Raw genomic sequence first — 26,500 nt, forward strand, 5'->3', positions numbered from 1 at the left:
GCGAACTAATACTTCACCAGCACGAGGTAACATTACATCAATTTCTTCAACAGAAAGAGGTTGTTTAGGACCCCATGCGATAGCAGCTTTTGATTTGATAAATTTATCAGTCATAATCTTCACTCTAGTTTTATTTATTTCTACTTCGTCAAAAGTAGATGAAAATTGGGAGAAAGGGAAAATAATTATTTTATTGCCCCGTTTCGATGGTTGTTATTGTATTTGTTTCTTGAATAATGATAATTACCTAAAAGTGCAAATTACTTTTACATATGTGTAATAATCAGCGGTGCAATCGTCATTTTGGCGTTCGATCATGTTATCAATAGGTATTTAGAATGTTTTTATGGGAAGGGGTAACAGAGTTTGTTGCTGTAGCTGAAACAGAAAGTTTTACTGCTGCTTCAAAGCGACTCGGTATTTCTACCGCACAAGTGAGTCGTCAAGTAAGTGCGTTAGAAAATAGACTTAATACTAAATTATTCTATCGTACTACCCGTAAGGTTTCATTAACTGAAGAGGGCAATGTTTATTATCAACATTGTCGTCAAGTGTTAGATGGGCTTGAAGATGCAGAGCGTGCGATCAGTAACTTACGTGGTACGCCACAAGGGTTGATCAAGCTAACTGCACCCGTGACTTACGGTGAAAAATACATTATGCCGTTAGTTAATGACTTTATGTTGCAATACCCTGAAGTAGAAGTAACGATTGATATGACTAACCGCCAGGTTGACTTGGTGGAAGGTAGTTTTGATCTCGCGATCCGTTTGGGGCGTTTAACCAGTTCATCAATGATGGCTAAACGCTTAACCAGTCGTACGATGTATGTTTGTGCTTCACCTGAATATTTACAGAAATATGGTATTCCACATTCGTTATCTGAATTACGTCAACATAATTGCTTGATTGGTAATTATGATCATTGGCGTTTTCAAGAGTCAGGTAAAGAGAAAAGTATTCGTGTTAGCGGTACGCTTAATTGCAACAGTGGTTATGGTTTACGAGATGCGGTTATTAAAGGTATCGGTTTAGCGCAATTACCTGACTATTATATAGATAAGGATTTGGAATCAGGGGCTATTGTTCCGATTCTGACGAATTACCAAGAGCCTGATGAAGGTATTTGGGCGCTTTACCCACATAACCGCCATTTATCACCTAAAGTCAGAATGTTGGTTGATTATCTGGCAGAGCAATTACCCCATGTTAGTCGTTATGATTTGTAAGTAGCTATAAAGAATGACAGATAAAATACAAGAAATTGAACTTTTAGCGGCAACAGATGATGCTTTTATGCGTCGCGCAATGGAATTAGCCGCTCAAGCAGAAGCTGAGGGTGAGGTGCCTGTTGGGGCCGTTATTGTGCATGATGGGGTGATTATTGGCGAAGGCTGGAATCGCTCTATTGGCCATCATGATGCGACTGCACATGCTGAAATGATGGCGTTACGTCAAGCTGGACAAACGCTAAAAAACTACCGTCTGATCGATACGACGTTATATGTCACCTTAGAGCCTTGCCCAATGTGTGCAGGCGCAATGGTACATAGCCGAGTAGGTAAGGTCGTGTTTGGTGCACATGATGCGAAAACAGGCGCGGCGGGTAGTACCATGAACTTACTTAGTTATGAAGGCGTTAATCATCATGTATTGGTTCAAGGTGATGTGTTAGCGACTGAATGTCGAGCGCAGTTACAAGCTTTTTTTAAGCGTCGTCGAGCAGAGAAAAAAGCGGCCAAGATAGCCGCAAGACAACAACCTGATGTTTGAGTAATTATCCGTTCTAATCAGCTCGGTTGCTATTTATGATGATATAAATTATTCCGAGCTTATTACTTACATACTTGGACAAGCATGTTCCGATGTTGTGGTTAGAATACAGCTACGCTGACGCCATAGGATTTTCTTACGCAGATTACTACTGAGACGTTTTCTACGTGTTGCTGCGGAAGTCATATGTTTCGCGATATATTGCGTTTTTGATTTTAATTTAGTGAATTTCATGGGTCCATCCATTGAATCGAGATCACGGTGAAAGAATAAACTAGCGGATAAATATCGCTATCACCGTTCACAATACCATTATTGAATACAAGCCATTTATTATGCATAGCAGTGCATCTTTTGATAGTGTTCTTTATAGGATAATAGTCAAACGTTGATCAAACTCTCATTGTGTAAAAAATTAGCCTATTATTCTAAACCTAGAGCACTGAATACTGTTATTACACTACGGTGATACACATTGTAGTGATTATTTACTGTTTATCGTCTAATGGTGCAACGGCAGCTGGCGTTGTCGGTGGTGCGGTAATTGTTTGTAGTCCATCAACAATTTTTAAATTATCACTGGTAAATTGACGGCTATGGGTAGTTTCATAACCAATGATACTTTGGTAATAACGACGGATCCCTTCTACATAATTAAGTGCTTCATTGCCACGTGCATAACCATAGCGTGATTGAATGTAATATTTACGTTGTCCTAGTAATGGTAAGCGCTGTTTCACATCAACCCAAGTATCAGGGTTTCCTCCTTGCGCTTTAGTTAATCGACGTGCATCCATTAAATGGCCAAAACCGACGTTATAAGAAGCGAGTGCAAACCAGACTTTCTCATGTTCTTCAATACTATCTGGTACACGTGCAATCATCTTCCGTAGATACTCACTGCCTCCACGAATACTTTGTTCTGGATCTAAACGATTAGTAACACCCACTGATTCTGCTGTTGGTAACGTGAGCATCATCATACCTCGTACACCGGTTGGAGATACTGCTTGTGGATCCCAATGCGATTCTTGATAAGAGAGAGCGGCTAATAAACGCCAATCAAAACCGTTAGCATATTGTTTAAATAACGCTTCCCATTGCGGCAAGGTATTGTTGATTGCGCGTAAAAAGGCGCGAGTATCGACATAATCAAATTGATCAATATGGCCTAAATATTTCTCTTCTAGTCGCGTCATGGTGCCGTTTTGTTTCATTTGACCAAAAAACTCAATCATTAACGCATACAAACTATCGTTGCTACTTTGCTTTACAAACCAGCTTACCGGCTCGTCTTGCGTCAGTTCAATAGCGATAGCAATATCAGGATGAATGCGTTGCAATAATGCCACGTCGACAGAATCGGCAACGGTATAATCAAGTTCACCTGCTGCGACTTTTATTAACAGATCATTAATATCTGATTCTGGAATTGACTGCCATTTCAAGGTTGGATGGGTATTACGAATAAGCTTTAATTTTTGCTCATGACTTGAGCCTTTTACTACAGCTAAGTGTTTATTATTTTTCGCTAATTCAGCGAGATTGCGCGGTCGACGTTGGCCTTTTTTATAAACCAGGATTTGGCTCGCGTAATAATAAGCTGGTGCAGGATGATAGCCTTGAAGACGATCTGGCGTCACTGTGAGTCCCGCAGCAATAATATCAATATCGCCACGTTCTAATGCAGGAAATAATTCAGAGAGGGTAAACATGGAGGTTATTTCAAGTTTAACATCGAGTTTTTTAGCAAAGGCTTGTGCTAGTTCATAATCCAACCCTGTTGGACCATCTGCGCCAATATAATAAGACAGTTGGTTATTTAAAGTTCCTACTCGTAATACACCACTTTCTCGAATTTTCTCAAGGCTGGTGGGCGTGTTTTCTTGCCATTGACAGCCATTGGTCAACATCATGAGTAACAGCAGACTTATAAAACGACGTAGTAGAGTGAAGAACTGAATATTTATCAACTAAGCGAACCTATAGTAATAATGAACGTTCTTTATATCAAACCCTGTTAATTGCGCAAAGTTGAACTGTTTGATTGGTAGTCATAATTTAGATATTGGAATAAATAAAGCGACTTTGGACTATTTTTTGGTTAAAAAGTAACCCAAAAATAACAACGGGTGGTATTTTTTTGATATTTTGATGAGGATTGAAAAAAAAGACGCAAACGGTTGCGTCAAGTGTTACATCACAAAAAAAATTCCATTATACTAGGTGTTCGTGAATAACGTTGTGATAGTTAAGCAGTGAATAGTCTTGTTCTAAGTGCTATTGAGGTAAGTTTCTATGACTTGAAACTTACCTCAATATCACTTTTTTTAATCTGCTAATCGAGAGACCTTTGCACATGGAAATTTTGCGTGGTTCACCCGCTTTGTCTGAGTTTCGCGTTAATAAGTTACTTGAGCGTTGTCATGAGTTAAATCTGCCAATTACCAGTATTTATGCTGAGTTTATGCATTTTGCTGATGTGGCAGCAACGTTAACAGCTGATGAACAAGCTAAACTAACAAGTCTACTCACATATGGTCCTACGATTGCAGAGCATGAGCCTAAAGGTTTATTGCTAGTTGTTACTCCTCGTGCTGGCACGATTTCTCCTTGGTCTTCAAAGTCGACCGATATTGCGCGTAATTGTGGCTTAACGACCATTAAACGTCTTGAGCGTGGCACGGCATATTATGTTGAATCATCATCGACGCTAACCACATTACAATTGCATGGCTTCAAAGCATTACTTCATGATCGGATGATGGAAGTGGTGTTAGATAATGTGGAATCTGCGACGGTGTTATTTAGTCAAGCACAACCCGCAGCGGTTAAAAGTGTTGATATTTTAACGGGTGGTCGCCAAGCATTAGAGCAAGCGAACATCACCTTGGGCCTAGCGTTAGCAGACGATGAAATTGATTACTTGGTTGAAAATTTCACTAAGCTTGAGCGTAATCCAAATGACATTGAATTAATGATGTTTGCTCAAGCGAACTCAGAACATTGCCGCCATAAGATTTTTAATGCTGATTGGACGATTGATGGTGTCGATCAACCAAAATCATTATTTAAAATGATCAAAAACACCTACGAACATAATCACGAGCACGTATTGTCAGCCTATAAAGACAATGCCGCGGTTATGGAAGGTTCTCATGTTGGGCGTTTCTTCCCTGATCCACTCTCACGTCAATATACCTATCATCAAGAAGATACTCATATCTTGATGAAAGTTGAAACCCATAACCACCCAACGGCAATTTCACCATGGCCTGGCGCAGCAACAGGTTCTGGCGGTGAAATTCGTGATGAAGGCGCAACCGGTATTGGTGGCAAACCTAAAGCAGGCTTAGTCGGATTTTCAGTATCGAACTTACGCGTGCCGGGTTTTGAACAGCCATGGGAAACCGATTTTGGTAAGCCAGATCGTATCGTGACTGCACTTGATATCATGCTCGAAGGTCCTCTTGGTGGTGCGGCATTTAATAACGAATTTGGTCGTCCTAATCTTCTGGGTTATTTCCGTACTTACGAAGAAAAAGTGACCTCTCATGCGGGTGAAGAAGTCCGTGGTTACCATAAGCCAATTATGATTGCGGGTGGCATGGGTAATATTCGTGCTGATCATGTGCAGAAAAAAGAGATTCCTGTTGGCGCTAAGTTAATTGTTCTTGGCGGTCCGGCAATGAATATTGGTCTTGGTGGTGGTGCGGCGTCATCAATGGCATCCGGGCAATCTGCCGAAGATTTAGATTTTGCTTCAGTACAGCGTGAAAACCCAGAAATGGAACGTCGTTGTCAGGAAGTGATTGATGGTTGTTGGCAGATGGGTGATGACAACCCGATTGCATTTATTCACGATGTTGGCGCAGGTGGTATTTCTAATGCGTTACCTGAATTAGTCAATGACGGTGAGCGTGGTGGTAAGTTCCAATTACGTGACGTACCAAATGATGAACTAGGAATGAGCCCACTTGAGATTTGGTGTAATGAATCACAAGAGCGTTATGTCCTCGCAATCGCCCCTGAAAATATGGCAACCTTTGATGCGATTTGTCAGCGTGAACGTGCCCCTTATGCGGTGGTAGGTGAAGCAACCGCTGAGCGCCATTTAAGCCTTGAAGATAGCCATTTCGATAACACTCCCATTGATATACCAATGGATATTCTATTGGGTAAAGCACCTAAAATGCACCGTGATGCCACAACATTAACAGTGATTGGTGAACCTCTTGATCGCAGTGAAATAACCGTTGAAGATGCCACTCAGCGCATCTTACGTTTACCGGCCGTGGCTGAAAAAACCTTTTTGATCACCATCGGTGATCGCAGTGTGACCGGATTGGTTGCACGCGATCAGATGGTTGGTCCTTGGCAGGTGCCCGTGGCTAACTGTGCCGTTACCGCAGCAAGTTATGATACTTATCACGGTGAAGCGATGTCGATGGGTGAGCGTACCCCTGTGGCATTACTTAACTTTGGAGCCTCTGCACGTTTAGCTGTTGGTGAAGCGATTACTAATATTGCCGGTACGGATATTGGTGATATGAAGCGGATTAATTTATCGGCTAATTGGATGTCACCAGCAGGTCACCCAGGTGAAGATGCAGGTTTATATGAAGCAGTAAAAGCCATTGGTGAAGAGTTATGCCCCGCATTAGGGTTAACGATCCCTGTCGGTAAAGATTCCATGTCGATGAAGACCAAGTGGCAACAGGATGGTGAAGAGAAACAAGTGACATCACCATTGTCATTAGTGATCACCGCGTTTGGTCGTGTTGAAGATGTTCGTAAAACAGTGACCCCACAATTACGTACAGATAAAGGCGAATCAAGTTTATTGCTGGTGGATCTTGGTTGTGGTCAAAACCGCCTTGGTGCAACTGCGTTGGCTCAGGTTTATAAACAATTGGGTGATAAAGCGGCAGATGTTGATAGCCCTGAATTATTGAAAGGCTTCTTCTATGCGATGCAAACTTTGGTGCGTGATGAGAAGCTATTGGCTTATCATGACCGTGGTGATGGTGGTTTATATGTCACTTTAGCTGAAATGGCATTTGCAGGTCACACTGGGGTCGAAGTTGATATTAATACTGCCGCAACTGATGGATGTGATGACGTATTAGCAGCGCTCTTTAGTGAAGAACTCGGTGCTGTGATTCAAGTACGTAGTGACGATGTTGAAGCAGTACAAGCGGTATTAGCGGCGAATGGTTTAGCTGCTTGTAGCCATATTATTGGTACTGTGATTGATGAAGATACCGTCCGTATTTGGAATGGTAACGATGTAGTGCTTGAGCAAAACCGCACTGAATTACGTGCGATTTGGGCAGAAACAACTTATCAAATGCAAGCGATGCGTGATAACCCAGCGGGTGCATTGCAAGAATTTGAAGCCAAGAAAGACAATCAAGATCCGGGTTTACATACCAAGTTAACGTTTGATATTAACCATGATGTAGCCGCGCCTTTTATTGCGCCAGCGATTAATTTTGGTGCGAAACCGCAAATGGCAATTTTACGTGAGCAAGGTGTTAACTCGCATGTTGAAATGGCAGCGGCGTTTGATCGTGCTGGCTTTGACGCTAAAGATGTTCATATGAGCGATATTCTTAGCGGTAAGATACAGTTAGAAGGGTTTAATGGTTTAGTCGCATGTGGTGGTTTCTCTTACGGTGACGTATTAGGTGCTGGTGAAGGCTGGGCGAAGTCCGTGTTGTTTAATAATATTGCGCGTGATCAGTTTGCTGCATTCTTTAATCGTCCTGATACCTTGACGCTAGGGGTATGTAATGGTTGTCAAATGATGTCAAACTTGCATGAGTTGATCCCCGGTGCTGATTTGTGGCCACGTTTTGTGCGCAATGAATCAGAGCGTTTTGAAGCGCGCTTTAGTCTAGTTGAAGTACAAAAAAGTGATTCGTTATTCTTCAATGATATGGTCGGTTCGAGAATGCCAATTGCGGTTTCTCACGGTGAAGGACGCGTGGAAGTTCGTAATGCTGATCACCTTGCTGCGATTGAACAATCCGGTACGATCGCGCTACGTTACCTTGATAACTACGGCAATGTGACTCAAAATTATCCGGTTAACCCGAATGGCTCGCCAAACGGAATTACAGGGTTAACTACCCAAGATGGTCGTGTCACTATTATGATGCCACACCCTGAGCGTGTATTCCGCACTGTGGCTAACTCTTGGCATCCAGATGACTGGAGTGAAAATAGCCCATGGATGCGTATGTTCCGTAATGCACGGGTTAACCTTGGTTAATATTTACAGGCATTAAACATATAGGAGCTGTCATTTATTGGCAGCTTTTTTTATGTCGTAACTGTGTGGATTATAAAATTAAATATGAAGTTGATATTGATCACGTTAACCTTGAAAGAACATTGGGATAATTAACCTAATAAATAAAATGGCATTTGTGTCGTTACAAGGATGAAATAATGGGATTGGATCTTCCCAAAAGTTACCGTCTTATCGGTGCAACTAAATTACTCGCAGTATTAGTTATTATTAGTCTTATTCAGCATATTGAGATAATAATTAACGCATTAAGATTTGATGTACTTAGTATGGTGCCCGTGGGTGTCACTATAGTGGTATTGATCTCAGGAATACTGGCTTGTATTGGACTCTTTCTGGGAGAAAAATGGGGATTTATTCCACTTTATTTTTATATTCCAGCTACCACTTTATTTCTACACGTTAGTTTAATTCCTTTCATACCTAATATTTTCCCTACTCAACATCATGATATTGTTATGATGGTGATCAATGGCTTGGTATTACTGTATTCCGTGTTGCTACTTTTGCGACGAATGGAGACTAATTACATTAAAGAATATTAAATGGTATTAAATTACTGCCTTGGATCTGTGATAATAGCCTTAATTTAATCAAGTCGGTGTTTGTAGTTACGGTGCCGATCTTCTGCTCAGCAAAGGATGATGATAATGAAAAAAATTGAAGCCATTATTAAGCCATTTAAACTTGATGATGTCCGTGAAGCGTTAGCGGAAGTAGGTATCACTGGCATGACCGTGTCAGAAGTAAAAGGATTTGGTCGTCAAAAAGGCCATACTGAACTTTATCGTGGTGCCGAATACATGGTCGATTTTTTACCTAAAGTGAAAATTGAAATTGTAGTGACTGATGAAGTTGCTGAGCAATGTATTGAAACAATTGTCGAAACCGCACAAACAGGTAAGATTGGCGATGGTAAAATCTTCATGTTTGATATTGATCGTGTAGTACGTATTCGTACTGGCGAAGAAGATGAAGATGCGATTTAATTTGTGATGGTTAGTCATGATTAAAATAGTCATAGGGGGTGCATATATGCACCCCCTTTTTTATATATACTAACTTGAGCGTAATGAATGAATTAGATATTAGTGACAGATTACTGTTATAACAAATAAACCACATTTAAGACTTTCTGATTTAGATCAATTTATGTAATATAGTTAGCAGATAAAAATTAAAACGAAAACGTTTGCGTCCACGTGGCGTCTAGGTTTGTGATTTTTCGTTTATTACTAAAAATAGTATAAAACTTAGCTGAGTCAGGAGATACAGATGCTAAAGCGTGATATGAATATTGCTGATTATGATGCAGAACTATTTGCAGCTATTCAGGAAGAAACTACCCGTCAGGAAGAACACATCGAATTGATTGCTTCTGAAAACTACACTAGTCCACGTGTAATGGAAGCACAAGGTTCTCAGCTGACAAATAAATATGCTGAAGGTTATCCTGGTAAGCGTTATTACGGCGGTTGTGAGTTTGTTGATAAAGCAGAACAGCTTGCGATTGATCGTGCGTGTCAGCTATTTGGTGCTGAATATGCAAACGTTCAGCCGCACTCTGGCTCTCAAGCGAATAATGCTGTTTATATGGCATTATTAAATACGGGTGATACGGTTTTAGGTATGAGCTTGGCACATGGTGGTCACTTAACTCATGGTTCACCTGTTAATTTCTCTGGTAAGTTATATAACATCATTCCTTATGGTATTGATGAAAATGGTCAAATTGACTACCAAGAAATGGAAGCATTGGCATTAGAACATAAACCAAAAATGATTATTGGTGGCTTCTCTGCTTATTCTCAAGTGGTTGATTGGGCTAGAATGCGTGAAATCGCTGATAAAATTGGCGCTTACTTGTTTGTTGATATGGCACACGTAGCAGGTTTAGTTGCTGCTGACGTTTACCCGAACCCTGTGCCTCATGCACATGTTGTTACCACAACAACCCATAAAACATTAGCTGGCCCTCGTGGTGGTTTGATTCTGTCAAATGAAGGCGAAGATCTTTACAAAAAACTTAATTCTGCTGTTTTCCCTGGTGGTCAAGGCGGTCCGTTAATGCATGTTATCGCAGCAAAAGCGGTAGCATTTAAAGAAGCGATGGAACCAGAGTTTAAAGTTTATCAAGCCAATGTGGTTGTAAACGCAAAAGCAATGGTGGCTGAATTTATTAAGCGCGGTTACAAGATTGTATCTGGTAGTACTGAAAACCACTTGTTCCTTGTTGATCTGATTGATAAAGGAATCACGGGTAAAGAAGCAGATGCAGCGCTTGGTGCGGCTAATATTACCGTGAATAAAAACAGTGTGCCGAATGACCCACGTAGCCCATTTGTGACGTCTGGTATTCGTGTTGGTTCGCCTTCAATTACTCGTCGTGGTTTTGATGCTGATGATGCGCGTCAACTTGCAGGTTGGATGTGTGATGTGCTTGATAACATCAATGATCATGCTGTTATTGAAGCAACAAAAGTCAAAGTGCTTGAAATTTGTAAGCGTCTTCCCGTTTACGCATAATTTGATAGTAATGCGGTAGTTTATACGCATCGAGACGCATTAATAATAAGGCTTACCCATTTATCGGTAAGCTTTTTTTGTTTTGTAAATAACATAAAATGCGCCATTATTAATGATAATTATTACTTTTAAGGCTATTTATTAGAAATAAAGAAGGTGATAGTCTCATTAAAGTGATGAAATGAGTTACACTGAACCGATTAAATGTAGGAGGCTAAATGCATTGTCCTTTTTGCGGTGCAAATGACACCAAAGTAATCGATTCGCGATTGGTTGCGGATGGCCACCAAGTGCGCCGACGCCGTCAATGTTTAGCGTGCAATGAACGCTATACTACGTTTGAAACGGCAGAACTTGTGATGCCTCGCGTAGTTAAAACTAATGGTAACCGTGACCCGTTTAATGAAGAAAAATTACGCGGTGGTATTCAACGTGCGTTAGAAAAACGCCCAGTGAGTACTGATGACATTGAACGTGCGATTAATAGTATTAAATCTTGTCTTCGAGCAACAGGTGAACGTGAAATTCCTTCGGAGATGATTGGTAATTTAGTGATGGAAGCATTAAAAGAATTAGATAAAGTGGCTTATATCCGCTTTGCTTCTGTTTATCGCAGTTTTGAAGATATTCGTGAGTTTGGTGAAGAAATTGCCAAGCTGGAACGTTAAGATTTACCATTGTTAAGATCAACAATAATGACACACACAGATCAACAGATGATGTCGCGAGCGATAACGCTTGCCCAATACGGTCGTTATACTACTGCACCTAATCCTAATGTTGGGTGCGTGATTGTTAATGATGGTGACATTGTTGGTGAAGGTTATCATTATCAAGCAGGACAACCCCATGCCGAGGTGTTTGCATTGCGGCAAGCACAACAACGTGCTCAAGGGGCGACCGTCTATGTGACGTTAGAACCATGCTCTCATCATGGAAGAACGCCGCCTTGTGCTGAAGCATTAATTAATGCCAAAGTTGCACGGGTTGTGTGTGGTATGGTTGATCCAAATCCTGCCGTTGCTGGTCGTGGTATTGCTTTGTTACAAGCTGCGGGCATTCGTGTGGATGTCGGCGTATTAGCATCAGAAGCACAAGCACTTAACCCTGGCTTTATTAAGCAAATGACACATCAAATGCCTTATGTTGAGCTTAAACTTGCTGCGAGTTTAGATGGTCGAACAGCATTAGCAAATGGTCTCAGCAAGTGGATAACAGGCCCTAAAGCGCGATCGGATGTACAACATTTTCGTGCGCAAGCTGGGGCTATTTTATCGACCAGTGCCACGGTGATTGCCGATAATCCATCACTTAATGTACGTTGGAGTGAGCTTGATGCATCTGTCCAGCAGCAATATCCTCAGTCAGCGTTGCGCCAACCTATACGGGTCATTATTGATAGTCAGAATCGATTGACGCCTGAATATCAACTCTTCAACTTACCGGGCAAGACTATCCTCGCTCGAACAACACTCGGTACTGAAGTGTGGCCTGATTCTGTGCAGCAGTGGAAAATGCCTACTCAAACTAACAGTAACCAGCTTGATCTTGTGGCGTTGATGTCACGGTTAGCAACTTACGGTATTAATCATATTTGGGTTGAAGCTGGGGCGGGTTTGGCTGGTGCATTGCTACAACAACAATTGGTTGATAGTTTGATTTTATATCAAGCACCTAAATTGATGGGCCGTGATAGTCGTGGCTTAATTGATATTACTGGGCTGACATCAATGGCACAAACACCACTGTTAACAATCACTGATGTAGGGTTGATTGGTGATGATATTCGTATTATGGCAACGGTAAATAAGAATAAATAAAATAGTGAAATTAAGGGTTTATCATGTTCACTGGAATTATAGAAGCTGTCGGTAAAATATCAGCCCTGACACCTAAAGGTGTGGATGTTTCTGTTACTGTTGATTCAGGATCGTTAGATTTAGCAGATGTTAAATTAGGCGATAGTATTGCAACCAATGGCGTTTGTCTTACTGTCGTAAAACTAACCGGTAAAGGTTATGTTGCGGATCTTTCTTTAGAAACATTACACCGTACGGCTTTTGCAAATTACAAAGCAGGCCAAGTAGTTAATTTAGAAAAAGCGATGTTGGCAACGACACGTTTTGGCGGTCATATGGTTTCTGGCCATATTGATGCTGTTGCTGAAGTGATTGAGCGCCAGCATATTGGTCGTGCGATTGAATTTTGGATTAAAGTACCGCCACAGCTTGCTAAGTATATTTCAGAGAAAGGTTCTGTGGCTGTTGATGGCATTAGCTTGACTGTGAATGCTGTTCGTGGTGATGAGTTTAAGTTAACGATTGTGCCACATACTGCATCCGAAACGACCATGGCTGATTTTAAAGTTGGTCGAAAAATTAACCTTGAGGTTGATGTTATCGCGCGTTACCTTGAACGCTTAATGCTTGGCGATAAAGCGGCAGAGAAAAAATCTAAAGTAACGATGGATTTATTGGCGAGAACTGGGTTTCTCGGTTAAGCATTGCTTTATGCTCAATAAAGCGACATAAGAATAAGGGTAGTATTATGATAAGTAGTGCAAAAGAAATCATTGATGATATTCGCCAAGGAAAAATGGTTATTCTGATGGATGATGAAGATCGTGAAAATGAAGGCGATCTGATTATTGCATCACAACATATCACGCCTGAAGCGATTAACTTTATGGCGACGAATGGCCGTGGATTAATTTGCTTAACATTAAGCAAAACACGTTGTCAGAAATTAGGTTTACCGTTGATGGTTCAAGATAATACTGAACAATTTGGGACGCCTTTTACTATTTCTATTGAAGCTGCAACGGGTGTCACTACCGGTATTTCAGCGGCTGATCGTTCTCGTACAGTACAAGCTGCTGTTGCTGCTGATGCTACCGCGGCTAATATTGTTATGCCTGGTCATATCTTCCCGCTAATGGCGCAAGAAGGTGGTGTACTGACACGAGCTGGACATACTGAAGCTGGTTGTGATGTTGCACGTCTTGCAGGCCTTGAACCATCAAGTGTTATTGTGGAAATTTTAAATGAAGACGGTACCATGGCACGTCGTCCTCAATTAGAAATTTTTGCTGAAAAACATAACCTAAAATTAGGTACAATTGCCGATCTTATTGAATATCGTAATCTCCATGAAACGACGATTGAGCGTGTTGGTGAATGTAAGCTCAATACCGAATTCGGTGAGTTTGATATGATCACGTATCGCGATAAAATCGACGATCAAATTCATTATGCGTTGCGTAAAGGTGACGTTGAAGCAAATGCAGCCACATTAGTACGGGTGCATTTACAAGATACCTTTAAAGATATTTTACAATCAGGTGCCACGCAGTGGACATTACCTGCGGCGATGCAACGTATCAGTGCTGAAAATGGCGTGCTGGTGGTGTTGAGTAAACAAGAGTCAGCCAATAATATTATCAATAAAGTAAAAAATATTGCAGCTGAAAATGAAGGTCGTCCGCAAGTAAAAGTGAGTCCTTATAACCCATCTCGTCAAGTGGGTATTGGTTCGCAAATTTTATCTGATTTAGGTGTTACTAAAATGCGTTTGTTGTCATCAAGCACACAACGTTATCATTCACTATCAGGGTTTGGTCTTGAAGTGGTTGAATATATTTGCGAATAGTCGTGAATTTTAGCGGACACTATAAATTAACGGAGCATTATTTTTATTGATAATGCTTGCTTATTGGTTGGTTCTACAACGAATAAGCAATAAATATTAACAAATCCTCTGAAACCGACGGTTGTTCATAGCAGACATATCGTAAAGTGTGTTAGACTCCCGCGGTTTCTAAAACTGGAAAAACATAGTCACAGGAAGGCCCATGAAGGTAATTGAAGGCGCCATTGCGGCACCAAACGCAAAAATTGCTATCGTAATTTCTCGCTTTAATAGCTTTATTAACGAAAGTTTACTTTCAGGTGCATTAGATGCGCTGAAACGTCAAGGCCAGGTTAGTGAAGATAATATCACTGTTGTTCGTTGCCCTGGTGCTTATGAACTACCGCTTGTTGCCCAGCAAGTCGCGAAGAGTGATCGCTATGATGCTATCGTAGCATTAGGCTCAGTTATTCGTGGTGGAACACCTCATTTTGACTATGTTGCCGGTGAGTGTAATAAAGGTCTAGCACAAGTAGCACTAGAGTATAATACTCCAGTTGCTTTTGGTGTCTTGACTGTTGATTCTATAGAACAAGCCATTGAGCGTGCCGGTACCAAGGCTGGTAATAAAGGGGCAGAGGCTGCACTAAGCGCGCTCGAAATGGTAAATGTCCTGTCCCAAATCGAATCCTAATGGGGGTTACTGTGAAACCAGCCGCGCGTCGTAATGCACGTCAATTTGCTGTACAAGCAATTTATTCTTGGCAACTTACTAAAGGTAATGTTGCTGATATTGAGCAATATTTCCTTTCAGGCGATAAGTTTGAAGAAGAAGAACATCAAGCGGAGGCGCCTGCATGTACAGCGCCAGAAACTGATGTTGTTTATTTCCGTGATTTATTCGCAGGTGTCGTATTAAGCCATCAAGAACTTGATAGCAAAATGCGTCCATACTTGTCTCGTCCGCTTCAGGATCTAGACCAGATGGAACTTGCGCTACTTCGTCTTGCAATGTACGAAATGGTTAAACGTGAAGACGTACCATTTAAAGTTGTGATCAACGAAGCCATCGAATTAGCAAAACTTTTCGGTGCTGAAGATAGCCACAAATTCGTCAATGGTGTGTTAGATAAAGCTGCACCAACTTTACGTAAAAAAGATAAATAAATTTTTGTTACGTTGAGTACGATGAAAGAAGTCAGCTTATTAGCTGGCTTTTTTTTTACTTAAGGAATAGAAAATTATGGCAAAAAATGAATTTGATATCATTAATCATTATTTTGCGCACCAACAACAGCAACGTGATGATGTCGTTTTAGCGATTGGTGATGATTGCGCCTTAGTTGATGTACCTGCTAATTATCATGTTGCAATAAGTACTGATTCATTAGTTGCGGGCACACATTTTTTAGTCGATGCCGATCCTGCTTTTGTCGCTTATAAAGCATTAGCATCTAATATAAGTGATTTAGCGGCAATGGGGGCAACCCCAGCGTGGGTGTCATTAGCGTTAACATTGCCCACTATTGATGAAGCGTGGTTAGCGCCTTTTTGCCATAGTTTTTTTGAACTTGCTAATCGATATAATATTCAATTGATTGGTGGTGATACCACTAACGGCCCGTTGAGTATTACCTTAACTGTGCAAGGATTAGTGCCTCGCGGTCAGGCTTTAACCCGCAGTGGCGCACAAGTGGGAGATGATATTTATGTTACGGGTAACCTTGGTGATAGTGCCGCAGGACTTGCACTGATATTAAATCAGTCCCAATGTGATCAACGTCTAACGACGGTACTGGTTGAACGGCATTTTAAAGCCCAACCTCGGGTTAATGTTGGTGAGGCTTTACGTGGTATCGCTTCTGCTGCATTGGATATCTCTGATGGCGTGATTGCGGATGTAAAACATATTGGTGAGCGTTCTCAAGTTGCGATTGAGATTGATGTTGAAAAATTACCCTTATCGGCTGAGCTGCTCGCATTTTGTGATGGTGATTGCCAACAAGCGCAACAGTTAGCATTAACCAGTGGCGAAGAATATGAACTTTGCTTTACCGCTTCAAAAGCTAATCGAGATGCATTGAAGATGGCTTTAGCGCATACTAATGTTAAATATAGTTGTATTGGTCAAGTGATCGCGGGGCGTGGTTTATCGTTATTACAGTTAGGTAAACCAGTAAGTTGGAAATTATCCGGCTGGGATCATTTTGTCGTCACAAATAAGTAAGGTATTAACGTGAGCACAAATCCAAAAGATTTATTAAAAATGAATAATCCTTGGCACTTATTAGCCACAGGATTTGGCAGTGGTTTAGCTAAATATATTCCTGGTACCATGGGAACGCTAGCCGCCATTCCGTTATACCTTATTCTTGCTCAATTGCCTTTTGGTTGGTATTTAGTCGCCGTTTTGGTTGCTGCTCTTATCGGAATCCGTATTTGTCATATCACCTCTACTGACATGAAAGTGCATGATCATGGCAGTATTGTATGGGATGAATTCGTTGGTTTTTGGATCACAATGGCAGTTGCACCCACCGTATCCTGGAAATGGATATTGGCTGGTTTTATTCTATTCCGCTTTTTTGACATGCTAAAACCATGGCCGATCAGTTGGCTAGATAAACATGTTGAAGGTGGTTTTGGAATTATGATTGATGATGTTCTTGCTGGCTTTATGGCAATGATTTCATTATGGTTTATTGGCTACTGGTTTGGTTTTTAAGTCTCAGATTGAACAAAGTAGTTAATAAAAAAGCCATGAAAGATTATTTTCATGGCTTTTTTGTTGGTACTGGTTGCTATGCTATTAATAGCAATTTATTTAGCCATATAAGCAAGAATTTGTTTTTCGATGCCTGCACCATCTATTTCCAGCATTTGATGTAACTCAGCTTGAGTACCTTGTTCGATAAAACGATCAGGTAAGCCGATAGTCAGTACGGGCATAATGCATTTTTGTTGCATTAAGAATTCGATGACACCACTGCCAGCACCGCCAGCAATAGCGTTTTCTTCAACAGTGACCAATACATCATGATTAGCGGCTAATTCAAGAATTAAGGCTTCATCAAGTGGTTTTACAAACCGCATATCAGCAACAGTAGCATTTAATTTTTCAGCGGCATCTAGGCTATAACCTAACATGGCTCCAAAGTTTAAAATGGCTACTTTTTCACCTTGACGTCGAATAATACCTTTACCCATTTCAAGCGCAGTCATGGTTGTTTCAACTGCCGTACCTAAGCCACAACCACGTGGATAACGTACTGCTGTTGGTCCTTGATGTTGATGGCCGGTATAAAGCATTTGGCGACATTCATTTTCATCGCTCGGCGCCATGATCACCATGTTAGGGATACAGCGCATAAAGCTAATATCAAATGCACCTTGATGGGTTTGACCATCTGCGCCAACTAAACCTGCACGATCAATAGCAAACATTACCGGTAAATTCATAATGGCAACATCATGAATTAATTGGTCATAACCGCGTTGTAAGAAGGTTGAGTAAATAGCTACAATCGGATGATAACCACCAATTGCCATCCCACTGGCTAGTGTAACTGCGTGTTGTTCTGCAATCGCAACATCAAAATATTGGTCTGGGTATTCTTTTGAAAAGCGTACCATGCCAGAGCCTTCACGCATGGCAGGGGTTATTGCCATCAGTTTGTCGTCAACGGCGGCCATATCACACAGCCAGTCACCAAATATTTTAGAAAACGTTGGGCTGGTATTTTTGGCTTTAGGTAGTGGCTTTTCACTTAAATCAAATTTTGGAACTGCATGGTAATTGATCGGATCGGCTTCTGCTGGTGCATAGCCTTTGCCTTTTTTAGTCATGATATGCAGAAATTGCGGCCCTTTAAGCTGGCGCATATTCTTGAGTGTTTTCACTAACTCATCAATATCATGGCCATCAATGGGGCCGATATAATTAAATCCAAGCTCTTCAAACATGGTGCTAGGTACGACCATGCCTTTAATGTGTTCTTCTGCGCGTTTAACGATTTCTTTAATCGGTGGCGCATTAGACAGTACTTTTTTGCCGCTTTCACGAATGGAAGCGTAAAAATTACCTGATAATAAATGGGCGAGGTGATTGCTTAAGCCTCCCACATTTTCCGAAATTGACATTTCATTGTCATTAAGAATGACGAGCATATCACTGTGTATATCACCGGCATGGTTCATGGCTTCAAATGCCATGCCCGCAGTGATAGCACCATCGCCAATAATGCTGACAACTTTACGGCCTTGACCTTCTTTTTCTGCAGCAATCGCCATGCCTAAACCAGCACTAATTGAAGTAGAAGAATGGCCTACTGACAATACATCATATTCACTTTCGTCACGCCAAGGAAAAGGATGTAATCCACCTTTTTGGCGAATAGTTGACATCTTGTCACGACGGCCAGTTAAAATTTTGTGTGGGTAAGCTTGATGGCCAACATCCCAGATCACATGATCAAATGGGGTATTATAGACATAGTGAAGCGCAACGGTCAGTTCAACTGTACCGAGTCCTGAGGCAAAGTGGCCGCTGGTTTGGCTAACCGTCTTGAGTAAATAAGTACGTAACTCATCACAGACTTGAGGTAGACTTTCAGCGGGCAATAATCGTAATTCATCTGGCGTGTTAGCTAATGCGAGATGCGGGTATTTTGATATATCCAAAGTCATAACAGTTCGGCGCTTTTACTGATTCTAGTTGTTGCGCTCGATAATATATCGGGCAAAAACTTCCAATTGATAGGTATTGTAAGGTATTGCTGCTAATGCTTGTAGCGCTTCTTGATAAAGTTGTTGCGATTTTTGTTGTGCGCCTTCTAATCCAAGCAATGCTGGGTAGGTACTTTTATCGAGTTCTATATCTGAACCTTGAGGCTTACCTAGCGTTTCAGTGTCGCTGATTACATCTAAAATGTCATCTTGAACTTGAAAAGCGAGGCCGATAGCATCAGCATAGTTGTCGAGCTGTGGCAGAATTTCTCGTCCTTTTTCACCCGCAGCGAGTGCACCTAATCGAACCGCACAACGGATTAATGCACCTGTTTTGTGTTTATGAATTAATTCTAGTTGCTCAAGCCCAACATGTTGACCTTCTGCTTCTAAATCGAGCGCTTGTCCTTGACACATACCCGCAGCACCAGAGGCTTGTGCTAATTCGCTAACCATAGCAATACGTTGTTGATGTCCTTCTGGACTCAAGCGGCCTTGGGCAATAATTTCAAAGGCTAATGTTTGTAATGCATCACCCGCTAAAATGGCGATCGCTTCATTAAAAGCAATATGGCAAGTCGGTTGACCACGACGTAAAGCATCGTTATCCATTGCGGGTAAATCATCATGAATTAATGAATACGCATGGATACATTCAACGGCAGCCGCTGCGGTATCGAGATCATCATAATCGACACCTAGCATATTGCCTGTCACGTATGTCAAATAAGGACGAGCCCGTTTTCCGCCAAGCAGAGTACCATGCTTCATGGCTTCTAGTAGCGTTTGATCTGCAAAAGGTTGTTTCGTTAACCAAGTTATTAAGCATTGGTTATTGCGTTGTTGCAGCGTTTTAAGTGTCTGTGATAACGGTACGCTATTCGTCATGGCTTGGCTCAAAGTCTGTTAATGGTGCATTGTCGTCAGCGCGTAATAAAATTTCTACTCGCTGTTCTGCTTGAGTTAACTTTAACTGACTATTGCGAGCCAATGAAATACCACGCTCAAATTTCTTCAGCGCATCTTCCAGTGGGATATCACCCGATTCTAGTTCATTGACAATGGCGTCTAGCTCATCAAGTGCGGCTTCGAATGCCATATTTTCTGGTTTTTTTGCTGCCATATCATTTTCACTCTTATCTAAGTGCAAGAAAAATAACGTAGTGACTATCTAAGGTCAAATTATGTCACAGTAATCTGTGCCACAGACAGTAATTTTCATAGTAGAGATCGATAAATATCACTTAATGATAGAAATAAAACCCTAAATGAAACGTGATTATGGTCGATAAAGAGTTAGTTTGCGGTAGATAGTGCTATTGACGTTTTATCCTATGGCCGCAATATTTTATTTTATGGGCTGATATGGCACTGTTATTTGATGAACAGTAGGCATTATCCTTATAAATTTTTGTTTTATGTTAATTGGCTGTCAGAGCGTTAAATTAATAATTAAAAATGACAGTTAAGGAGATGCCGCGTGGATTTGGCAACACTTATTGGTTTGGTTGGTTCATTTGCTTTTATTGTAATGGCAATGTTAGTGGGGGGGGATTTAGCGATGTTTGCTGATACCTCATCAGTCTTGATTGTTTTTGGCGGCAGTTTGTTTATTGTGCTGATGAAATACAATGGCAGTCAGTTTTTTGGAGCAACAAAAATTGCGGCTAAGGCATTTATATTTAAAACCGATAAACCTGATGATCTTATCGCTCAAATTGTCACGATGGCTGATGCTGCACGAAAAGGTGGTTTTTTAGCGCTTGAAGAAATGGAAGTAGAAAATCTTTTTTTACGCAAAGGTATTGATTTACTTGTTGATGGCCATGATGCAGATACGGTGCGAATGATTTTAAGAAAAGATATTTCATTAACCAATGAACGTCATGAGCAAGGCGCAAGTATTTTTTCTGCGCTAGGGGATGTTGCCCCTGCCATGGGAATGATAGGGACACTTATTGGTTTGGTGGCGATGTTATCTAATATGGATGATCCTAAATCTATCGGGCCTGCGATGGCGGTGGCATTGTTAACCACACTTTATGGTTCTATTTTGGCAAATATGGTGGCATTACCTATCGCTGATAAACTGATGTTACGTAAAAATGAAGAGCGTTTAAATCGATTACTGATTCTTGATGGTGTATTAGCGATTCAAGAAGGTCAAAATCCACGCGTGATAGATAGTTATTTGAAAAATTATTTGCATGAGAAAAAACGACGTTTAAATTTTGATGAATAAGGGTGGATGATGGATTATTTACCACCACAACAAAAAAAAGGCGCACCCGCATGGATGGCAACTTTTGCTGATTTAGCTACGCTATTGATGTGTTTTTTCGTATTGCTACTGTCATTTTCTGAAATGGATGTCCTTAAATTTCAACAAATTGCTGGATCAATGAAAAATGCATTTGGGGTTCAAAATGTATTAAATGTTAATGATATCCCTAAAGGTACCAGTGTTATTGCTCAAGAATTTCGACCAGGACGACCAGAGCCGACCCCGATTGAGGTGATTATGCAACAGACGATTGATATCACTAAACGCTCATTAGATTTTCATGACGGTCTGGCGGAACGTGATGGAGGTAGCCGTAAAAACGCTGCTACATCGGATAGTGGTAACCGTGATAGTTCTACGCAGAAGAAACAGAGCCAACAACAAGCACAAATAAAATCACAAGCTCTGACTGCTCAGATTTTAACTCAAGCATTGGCGCGAGAGATCACTGACAACACGGTGGAGATTGAATCGTTTGGACAGCAATTAGTGATTCGTATCAAAGAAAAAGGCGCGTTTCCTGAAGGCTCTGCATTTTTACAACCTAAATTTATACCGCTTATTAAGCAAGTCACTGAGTTAGTTAAAGATGTACCAGGGATTATCCGTATTAGTGGTCATACAGATAATCAAGTGTTAGATTCTGAACTTTACCGTTCAAAGTGGGATATATCTTCCCAACGCGCGGTGTCGGTAGCACAAGTAATGGAACAAGTGAAAGGTTTTGATCGAAAACGAATGCGAGTGGTGGGTATGGCTGATACTGCTCCAATTGCCGATAATAAAACCCCGCAGGGAAGACGTCGTAATCGGCGAGTTGAAATCTCAATAGTGCAAGGCAAACCATATTACTCTAAAGAAATTAGTTCCCATCAACCGTAACTAATAATTTTTATGGGTATATTTGCTGGTTGGAGAGATTGCGACTAAGGTAAACACAGCACAAATACTAATAATAATTGCGTGACGGAGTAAGATAAGTTGTGCTGTTAGCATATCCTTGTTTCAGTGGCCGACACCTTGCTGTATAATTTGCGCCTTTAATTCCGTTTGGTACTTTATTCTGTTTGGTACTTTAGACCCAGTGAAGCGAAGTGTGTTATGAAATTTATAGTTAAACCACATCCAGAGATTTTTGTTAAAAGTGACTCAGTACGTAAGCGTTTTATCAAAATTCTTGAGTCTAACCTGCGTATTATTTTAAAGCGTCAGTCTGAATCTGTTAGTGTTTATAACCGTCGTTTTTCGTTAGAAGTGAACGAACCTGACGTAACTAAACGTGACATGGTGCTTACAGCCTTAATGCAAACACCAGGTATTCACCACTCACTTGAAGTTCAACAGACGGAATTTACTGATCTTCATAATATCTTTGAGAAAACACTGGAACTTGTTGGTGACAGTCTTGAAGGTAAAACATTCTGTGTGCGTGCTAAACGTGTAGGTAAACATGATTTTACTTCGATTGAAGCAGAACGTTATGTTGGTGGTGGTCTTAATCAAGCGGTTGAGTCTGCAAAAGTAAAACTTAAAAAACCTGATATTACCGTTAATATTGAGATTGAGAATAATTTACTTAACCAAGTGTTATTCCGTCACAAAGGTTTAGGTGGTTTTCCTCTTGGTACACAAGAAGATGTATTAAGCCTTATTTCTGGTGGCTTTGACTCTGGTGTTTCAAGTTATCTTCATATTAAACGCGGCAGTAAAGTACATTACTGTTTCTTTAATCTTGGTGGTCCTGTTCATGAGATTGGTGTGAAGCAAGTTGCTCACTTCTTGTGGAAAAAATACGGTTCATCTGCCAAAGTTAAATTTATTGCCGTTGATTTTGATCCTGTTGTTGGCGAGATTTTAGAAAAAGTCGATAACGGTCAAATGGGTGTAGTCCTAAAGCGTATGTTTATGCGTGCTGCGGGTCGTATTGCTGAGAAGTTCGGTATTCAAGCATTAGTGACTGGTGAAGCGTTAGGTCAGGTTTCAAGCCAAACACTGACTAACCTTCGCATGATTGATAACGTGACTGATACGTTAATTCTTCGTCCACTAATTAACTGGGATAAAGAAGATATTATCGATGTATCACGCCAGATTGGTACTGAAGATTTTTCGGCAACTATGCCTGAGTTCTGTGGTGTAATTTCAAAGAGTCCAACAATTAAAGCTGTAAAATCAAAGCTTGAGATTGAAGAAGAGAAGTTTGATTTTACTATTCTTGATCGCGTTATAGATGAGGCACGAGTGATGGATATTCGTGAAATCGAAAAACAGAGCCAAGAACAAGTCCCTGAAATTGAATTAGTCGAGCACATCGCTGAAGATGCTATTGTGCTTGATATTCGTAGCCCAGATGAAGAAGATGAAAGCCCGCTAGAACTTGACGGTGTGGAAGTGAAACATATTCCATTCTACAAGTTAGCGACTCAGTTTGGTGACTTACCCAAAGAGAAGACTTACTTACTTTACTGTGCTCATGGTGTGATGAGTCGTTTACAAGCTTTATACTTGAAAGAGCATGGCTTCGAAAACGTAAAAGTATATCGTCCGCTATAATTAATGCCATGTGCGCGGATCTAATACCGCGCTTGTGACATCAAAAAAGCCCTCAATGATCTGATCATTGAGGGCTTTTTTTAATGCTGACGGTGCGACATTAACGCTCAGGCATAATATCGTAATGCATGTTTGGCCACACCACCATCGATTCAGCAATCGTGGCTGTTCTGGCCTTATTGGTTAACTGAGTAACAATATCAAGCGCAAATTCTTGTGCTGTACCCGGGCCTTGACTCGTCAGTAGTCGAGCATGTTTATCATACACCACGCGCTTAGGGCGTAATTGTGGCGCTGGAATTTGATCATGAAAAGCGGGATGACAGGTCATTATTGCTTTAGTAAACATGTCATTAGCGGCAAACATAATGGCAGGTGTGGCACAAATAGCGGCAATCAATTTACCATCATAATGGTGTTGTTTAACAAACTCGACCACCAACGGGCTATCACGAAAATGCTCTGCTCCTGCAACGCCTCCGGGTAATACCACTGCATCAAATTGTTCATCTGCAATGGCGATTAATGCGGTATCAGCGACCAGTTTAATGCCACGTGACCCATCAACAATTAATGCGCCATCTTCGGCTGCACTGGCCACAATAACCTCAAATTGAGCCCGTTTTAAAATAGCGATAGCATTAATCGCTTCCATTTCTTCAGTGCCGGGGGCAATACAAACGACGACGCGAGGACATAATTCAGGCATGGTTTAGTGACTCCATATGTTTAATTGCCTGCCATAATTGATTATTTATTGGCGTATCAATCTTGTGGCGTTGGGCTTGTTGAACTAAATATCCATTAATATAATCGATTTCAGTGCGTCGATGATGAAAAATATCACGGTTCATCGAGGAATAATTATTAGCTGTCGCGGTAATAACATTATCGACTTGGTGGCGTAGCTGTTGTTGAGTGGTAGTAAAACCTTCAGCGGTCATGACTTGTGCAACTTCTAAGCAAATAGCATCGAGCTGTGATTGATAACAGGCTTGTGCTAAATCACCATTACAACATTGATGAAGCGCAGTGAGCGGGTTAATGGCGCAATTGATGGCCAATTTTTGCCATAGCGGCTGATAGATATTAGCTTGCCATTGCGTAGGCGCTAAAGCAGCATCAAACAGAGTGGCGATATGGGACAGAGATTGTGCAGGGTCATTGATAGTCCCCAGTGAGGTTTGCCCTAAGCCAGTGTGCTGGATCGTTGTCTGGGTAGGTTTAAAGGCTGCCTGAGAGGTAGTGGCATAGATAATGGGATTATGAGGCAATAATTGTTGAACCTGCGACTGAGTACCGATGCCATTATGCATAATAATTACCACGCAATCAGTATTCAAATAAGGCAATAGCGGCGTCAGTGCGGTAACAACTTGAAACGCTTTAACAGTAACAATAAGTAGTTTACTGGCTGCGAGAGCATGAGGGTCGTTACAGTTGAAGTGATAGCTATCGGTTGTGATTGGTGAGGTTAATTCACTAAAATGCAGTGTTGTTTCAGTCGCAGAATATCGAGTCCACAATTGTACAGTATGCTGCTGTTGGGTTAATTTTACCGCCCATAGCGCACCAATAGCGCCAGCACCTAACAGGGTTATGTTCACAGTCGAATCCGTTATTAGCCTAATTTATTGCATGATAACATTGTGGCTAATTACAGCGATCAAAAAAGGCGCCATCAGCGCCTTTTTTTATGGTGTTATATCGTCAGCTTAGAACTTGTAAGATAGGCTGAAGTATTGTGAAACACCTGTTGATTTAAGACCTGCAGAGTCTTTAATACCGTATACATTATGGTAAGCTTTTAGACCGTAACCAACTGCGTAGTGATCTGAGTGCCATACGATACCGTTGTACATTACGCCACCATTACTTGCTGATGTGTATTCTTTCTTCATACCAAATTGGTAATCAATGTAACCTTGGTAAGAAATGAAAGTACCGTTTTCAAAGGTGTAAACAGGCTTGAACCAGTTAGTTGATACTTGGTAACCGTTCCAGTCTTTTTTGTTCATGTCATACAATGAGTAAACGTTAAAGCCCATTTTGCCTAACCATGGCACTTCAATATCAGAACCTAGACCAACAAAATAGTTGTTAACAGGTTCAAAACCACCTTCTTCTGGTGCTGTATAGCCACCACCCCAGTTAAATAACGTTGCAATATAAAGTTCTTTTACAGGGCCGAAAGATAAGTCTTTACCGGTTAATGCATCAAGAGATATGCGTGGTGCAAATTTCATGAACATTTTTTCTTTTTTATATTTATCGCTGCTATCAGAGTTAGCTAGATTAAATACATCAACATAACCATAAAGGTCAAAAATTCCTGAGCGACCGCCAAATTCCATTTCAAGATAATTGTGACCAGAATGTGCATTTTCAGGACGAGGAAGCTCTTTTGATGCGTACATTAAGTTGAACTGCATCCATTTGAAATCATTTTTGTGGATGTTGTCAGAGTAATCTGCTGCATTAGCTAACGAAGGTAATGCAGTTGCTGCTAAAACGCTTAATGCTACTAGTGATTTGCGCATCTTGTTATCTCGCTCATGTTGATCTAGATGGTGGATTCTGGCCGCCCCGTTTGTTGGCGCTGATTCTAGTGCTTTATTACTCGTTTGGGAATGAAACGATTGCGCAATCCTTTACCATTTGTGATCATGATCTAATGTAATCGATTACATTAACTA

The 26,500-nt window shown here is 41.0% G+C and carries 25 protein-coding genes and 1 pseudogene; 17 read left to right on the top strand and 9 right to left on the bottom strand.

Going from position 1 to position 26,500, the window contains the following annotated elements; all coding sequences use genetic code 11:
- Positions 1-114: pseudogene (locus GLP24_RS01880) on the bottom strand (S-(hydroxymethyl)glutathione dehydrogenase); the annotation flags it as partial.
- A 224-nt stretch (positions 115-338) separates the two neighbouring features.
- On the opposite strand from GLP24_RS01880, the gene GLP24_RS01885 reads away from it, so the two are divergent.
- Both GLP24_RS01885 and tadA read left to right on the top strand, forming a co-directional pair.
- A complete protein-coding gene (locus tag GLP24_RS01885) occupies positions 339-1,229 on the top strand; it encodes a LysR substrate-binding domain-containing protein (RefSeq protein ID WP_101767370.1) in 891 nt (296 codons plus the stop codon).
- A gap of 13 nt (positions 1,230-1,242) precedes the next feature.
- Positions 1,243-1,773 carry a tRNA adenosine(34) deaminase TadA gene (tadA, locus tag GLP24_RS01890; protein ID WP_101767369.1) on the top strand — a complete coding sequence of 177 codons (531 nt, stop codon included), beginning with the start codon at positions 1,243-1,245 and terminating at the stop codon, positions 1,771-1,773.
- Between the two features lie 66 nt (positions 1,774-1,839).
- Here tadA and GLP24_RS01895 read toward each other — a convergent pair whose 3' ends face one another.
- Together GLP24_RS01895 and mltF are read right to left on the bottom strand one after the other, a co-directional pair.
- Positions 1,840-2,007: a hypothetical protein gene (locus GLP24_RS01895; RefSeq protein ID WP_164838133.1), complete on the bottom strand. Its 168-nt coding sequence runs from the start codon at positions 2,005-2,007 to the stop codon at positions 1,840-1,842.
- A 254-nt stretch (positions 2,008-2,261) separates the two neighbouring features.
- Positions 2,262-3,737: a membrane-bound lytic murein transglycosylase MltF gene (mltF, locus tag GLP24_RS01900; protein ID WP_331254157.1), complete on the bottom strand. Its 1,476-nt coding sequence runs from the start codon at positions 3,735-3,737 to the stop codon at positions 2,262-2,264.
- A 395-nt stretch (positions 3,738-4,132) separates the two neighbouring features.
- Here mltF and purL point away from each other — a divergent pair, with 395 nt between their 5' ends.
- The 12 genes from purL (at position 4,133) to pgpA (ending at position 16,967) form a co-directional block, all read left to right on the top strand.
- Entirely contained in the window at positions 4,133-8,050 is a 3,918-nt protein-coding gene (gene purL / locus GLP24_RS01905) for a phosphoribosylformylglycinamidine synthase (RefSeq protein ID WP_232615453.1), read from the top strand.
- Between the two features lie 179 nt (positions 8,051-8,229).
- The gene (locus tag GLP24_RS01910) at positions 8,230-8,634 is read left to right on the top strand and encodes a hypothetical protein (protein WP_232615454.1); all 405 of its coding nucleotides are present in this window, start codon (positions 8,230-8,232) and stop codon (positions 8,632-8,634) included.
- Positions 8,635-8,739: 105 nt separating this feature from the next.
- Positions 8,740-9,078 (top strand): nitrogen regulatory protein P-II, encoded by a 339-nt coding sequence (glnB, locus tag GLP24_RS01915; RefSeq protein ID WP_101767365.1) that lies wholly within the window; start codon positions 8,740-8,742, stop codon positions 9,076-9,078.
- Positions 9,079-9,364: 286 nt separating this feature from the next.
- Positions 9,365-10,615 (top strand): serine hydroxymethyltransferase, encoded by a 1,251-nt coding sequence (gene glyA, locus GLP24_RS01920; RefSeq protein WP_232578250.1) that lies wholly within the window; start codon positions 9,365-9,367, stop codon positions 10,613-10,615.
- A 218-nt stretch (positions 10,616-10,833) separates the two neighbouring features.
- The gene (gene nrdR / locus GLP24_RS01925; RefSeq protein WP_101767363.1) at positions 10,834-11,283 is read left to right on the top strand and encodes a transcriptional regulator NrdR; all 450 of its coding nucleotides are present in this window, start codon (positions 10,834-10,836) and stop codon (positions 11,281-11,283) included.
- Positions 11,284-11,310: 27 nt separating this feature from the next.
- Complete coding sequence (ribD, locus tag GLP24_RS01930) at positions 11,311-12,435, top strand: bifunctional diaminohydroxyphosphoribosylaminopyrimidine deaminase/5-amino-6-(5-phosphoribosylamino)uracil reductase RibD (RefSeq protein WP_269154938.1); 1,125 nt, start codon at positions 11,311-11,313, stop codon at positions 12,433-12,435.
- Between the two features lie 23 nt (positions 12,436-12,458).
- Positions 12,459-13,115, top strand: a complete 657-nt coding sequence (locus GLP24_RS01935) for a riboflavin synthase (RefSeq protein WP_152653962.1) — start codon at positions 12,459-12,461, stop codon at positions 13,113-13,115.
- A gap of 47 nt (positions 13,116-13,162) precedes the next feature.
- Positions 13,163-14,263, top strand: coding sequence for a bifunctional 3,4-dihydroxy-2-butanone-4-phosphate synthase/GTP cyclohydrolase II (gene ribBA, locus GLP24_RS01940; protein WP_233462219.1), 1,101 nt, complete (start codon positions 13,163-13,165; stop codon positions 14,261-14,263).
- Between the two features lie 202 nt (positions 14,264-14,465).
- A complete protein-coding gene (ribH, locus tag GLP24_RS01945; RefSeq protein WP_101767359.1) occupies positions 14,466-14,936 on the top strand; it encodes a 6,7-dimethyl-8-ribityllumazine synthase in 471 nt (156 codons plus the stop codon).
- On the top strand, positions 14,936-15,409 hold the full coding sequence (nusB, locus tag GLP24_RS01950; RefSeq protein ID WP_101767358.1) for a transcription antitermination factor NusB: 474 nt from the start codon (positions 14,936-14,938) through the stop codon (positions 15,407-15,409). The genes ribH and nusB overlap by 1 nt, the downstream gene beginning before the upstream one ends.
- Positions 15,410-15,485: 76 nt before the next feature.
- Positions 15,486-16,469 (top strand): thiamine-phosphate kinase, encoded by a 984-nt coding sequence (thiL, locus tag GLP24_RS01955; protein ID WP_232615455.1) that lies wholly within the window; start codon positions 15,486-15,488, stop codon positions 16,467-16,469.
- Between the two features lie 9 nt (positions 16,470-16,478).
- Positions 16,479-16,967, top strand: coding sequence for a phosphatidylglycerophosphatase A (gene pgpA / locus GLP24_RS01960; RefSeq protein WP_101767356.1), 489 nt, complete (start codon positions 16,479-16,481; stop codon positions 16,965-16,967).
- Positions 16,968-17,062: 95 nt separating this feature from the next.
- On the opposite strand, the gene dxs is transcribed toward pgpA, so the two are convergent.
- From dxs to xseB, 3 genes are read right to left on the bottom strand one after another with little or no spacing between them, the layout of a single operon-like run.
- On the bottom strand, positions 17,063-18,928 hold the full coding sequence (dxs, locus tag GLP24_RS01965; RefSeq protein ID WP_232584028.1) for a 1-deoxy-D-xylulose-5-phosphate synthase: 1,866 nt from the start codon (positions 18,926-18,928) through the stop codon (positions 17,063-17,065).
- A 24-nt stretch (positions 18,929-18,952) separates the two neighbouring features.
- Complete coding sequence (ispA, locus tag GLP24_RS01970) at positions 18,953-19,855, bottom strand: (2E,6E)-farnesyl diphosphate synthase (protein ID WP_232600714.1); 903 nt, start codon at positions 19,853-19,855, stop codon at positions 18,953-18,955.
- The gene (gene xseB / locus GLP24_RS01975; protein ID WP_036795796.1) at positions 19,845-20,090 is read right to left on the bottom strand and encodes an exodeoxyribonuclease VII small subunit; all 246 of its coding nucleotides are present in this window, start codon (positions 20,088-20,090) and stop codon (positions 19,845-19,847) included. Before xseB ends, ispA begins: the two co-directional genes overlap by 11 nt.
- A 357-nt stretch (positions 20,091-20,447) precedes the next feature.
- On the opposite strand from xseB, the gene pomA reads away from it, so the two are divergent.
- From pomA to thiI, 3 genes are all read left to right on the top strand, one after another.
- A complete protein-coding gene (gene pomA, locus GLP24_RS01980) occupies positions 20,448-21,209 on the top strand; it encodes a flagellar motor protein PomA (protein ID WP_101767353.1) in 762 nt (253 codons plus the stop codon).
- Between the two features lie 9 nt (positions 21,210-21,218).
- Positions 21,219-22,133 carry a flagellar motor protein MotB gene (locus GLP24_RS01985; RefSeq protein WP_152653959.1) on the top strand — a complete coding sequence of 305 codons (915 nt, stop codon included), beginning with the start codon at positions 21,219-21,221 and terminating at the stop codon, positions 22,131-22,133.
- A gap of 219 nt (positions 22,134-22,352) precedes the next feature.
- Positions 22,353-23,804, top strand: coding sequence for a tRNA uracil 4-sulfurtransferase ThiI (gene thiI / locus GLP24_RS01990; RefSeq protein WP_101767351.1), 1,452 nt, complete (start codon positions 22,353-22,355; stop codon positions 23,802-23,804).
- A 100-nt stretch (positions 23,805-23,904) separates the two neighbouring features.
- Here the strand turns inward: thiI and GLP24_RS01995 are convergent, their stop codons facing one another.
- From GLP24_RS01995 to GLP24_RS02005, 3 genes are all read right to left on the bottom strand, one after another.
- A complete protein-coding gene (locus GLP24_RS01995) occupies positions 23,905-24,513 on the bottom strand; it encodes a DJ-1 family glyoxalase III (protein WP_101767350.1) in 609 nt (202 codons plus the stop codon).
- On the bottom strand, positions 24,506-25,411 hold the full coding sequence (gene panE, locus GLP24_RS02000; protein ID WP_232615456.1) for a 2-dehydropantoate 2-reductase: 906 nt from the start codon (positions 25,409-25,411) through the stop codon (positions 24,506-24,508). The genes GLP24_RS01995 and panE overlap by 8 nt, the downstream gene beginning before the upstream one ends.
- A gap of 108 nt (positions 25,412-25,519) precedes the next feature.
- Complete coding sequence (locus GLP24_RS02005; protein ID WP_232598831.1) at positions 25,520-26,344, bottom strand: nucleoside-specific channel-forming Tsx family protein; 825 nt, start codon at positions 26,342-26,344, stop codon at positions 25,520-25,522.
- Between the last annotated feature and the right edge of the window lie 156 nt (positions 26,345-26,500).

Origin of the sequence: Photobacterium carnosum (assembly GCF_021236965.1) — a bacterium.
Classification (GTDB): domain Bacteria; phylum Pseudomonadota; class Gammaproteobacteria; order Enterobacterales; family Vibrionaceae; genus Photobacterium; species Photobacterium carnosum.

What these genes read in the sequence shown, in the direction of transcription:
- GLP24_RS01885 (WP_101767370.1), top strand. Translation starts at nt 339, where the DNA reads ATGTTTTTATGGGAAGGGGTAACAGAGTTTGTTGCTGTAGCTGAAACA.
- tadA (WP_101767369.1), top strand. Translation starts at nt 1,243, where the DNA reads ATGACAGATAAAATACAAGAAATTGAACTTTTAGCGGCAACAGATGAT.
- GLP24_RS01895 (WP_164838133.1), bottom strand. Translation starts at nt 2,007, where the DNA reads ATGAAATTCACTAAATTAAAATCAAAAACGCAATATATCGCGAAACAT.
- purL (WP_232615453.1), top strand. Translation starts at nt 4,133, where the DNA reads ATGGAAATTTTGCGTGGTTCACCCGCTTTGTCTGAGTTTCGCGTTAAT.
- GLP24_RS01910 (WP_232615454.1), top strand. Translation starts at nt 8,230, where the DNA reads ATGGGATTGGATCTTCCCAAAAGTTACCGTCTTATCGGTGCAACTAAA.
- glnB (WP_101767365.1), top strand. Translation starts at nt 8,740, where the DNA reads ATGAAAAAAATTGAAGCCATTATTAAGCCATTTAAACTTGATGATGTC.
- glyA (WP_232578250.1), top strand. Translation starts at nt 9,365, where the DNA reads ATGCTAAAGCGTGATATGAATATTGCTGATTATGATGCAGAACTATTT.
- nrdR (WP_101767363.1), top strand. Translation starts at nt 10,834, where the DNA reads ATGCATTGTCCTTTTTGCGGTGCAAATGACACCAAAGTAATCGATTCG.
- ribD (WP_269154938.1), top strand. Translation starts at nt 11,311, where the DNA reads ATGACACACACAGATCAACAGATGATGTCGCGAGCGATAACGCTTGCC.
- GLP24_RS01935 (WP_152653962.1), top strand. Translation starts at nt 12,459, where the DNA reads ATGTTCACTGGAATTATAGAAGCTGTCGGTAAAATATCAGCCCTGACA.
- ribBA (WP_233462219.1), top strand. Translation starts at nt 13,163, where the DNA reads ATGATAAGTAGTGCAAAAGAAATCATTGATGATATTCGCCAAGGAAAA.
- ribH (WP_101767359.1), top strand. Translation starts at nt 14,466, where the DNA reads ATGAAGGTAATTGAAGGCGCCATTGCGGCACCAAACGCAAAAATTGCT.
- nusB (WP_101767358.1), top strand. Translation starts at nt 14,936, where the DNA reads ATGGGGGTTACTGTGAAACCAGCCGCGCGTCGTAATGCACGTCAATTT.
- thiL (WP_232615455.1), top strand. Translation starts at nt 15,486, where the DNA reads ATGGCAAAAAATGAATTTGATATCATTAATCATTATTTTGCGCACCAA.
- dxs (WP_232584028.1), bottom strand. Translation starts at nt 18,928, where the DNA reads ATGACTTTGGATATATCAAAATACCCGCATCTCGCATTAGCTAACACG.
- ispA (WP_232600714.1), bottom strand. Translation starts at nt 19,855, where the DNA reads ATGACGAATAGCGTACCGTTATCACAGACACTTAAAACGCTGCAACAA.
- xseB (WP_036795796.1), bottom strand. Translation starts at nt 20,090, where the DNA reads ATGGCAGCAAAAAAACCAGAAAATATGGCATTCGAAGCCGCACTTGAT.
- GLP24_RS01985 (WP_152653959.1), top strand. Translation starts at nt 21,219, where the DNA reads ATGGATTATTTACCACCACAACAAAAAAAAGGCGCACCCGCATGGATG.
- thiI (WP_101767351.1), top strand. Translation starts at nt 22,353, where the DNA reads ATGAAATTTATAGTTAAACCACATCCAGAGATTTTTGTTAAAAGTGAC.
- GLP24_RS01995 (WP_101767350.1), bottom strand. Translation starts at nt 24,513, where the DNA reads ATGCCTGAATTATGTCCTCGCGTCGTCGTTTGTATTGCCCCCGGCACT.
- GLP24_RS02005 (WP_232598831.1), bottom strand. Translation starts at nt 26,344, where the DNA reads ATGCGCAAATCACTAGTAGCATTAAGCGTTTTAGCAGCAACTGCATTA.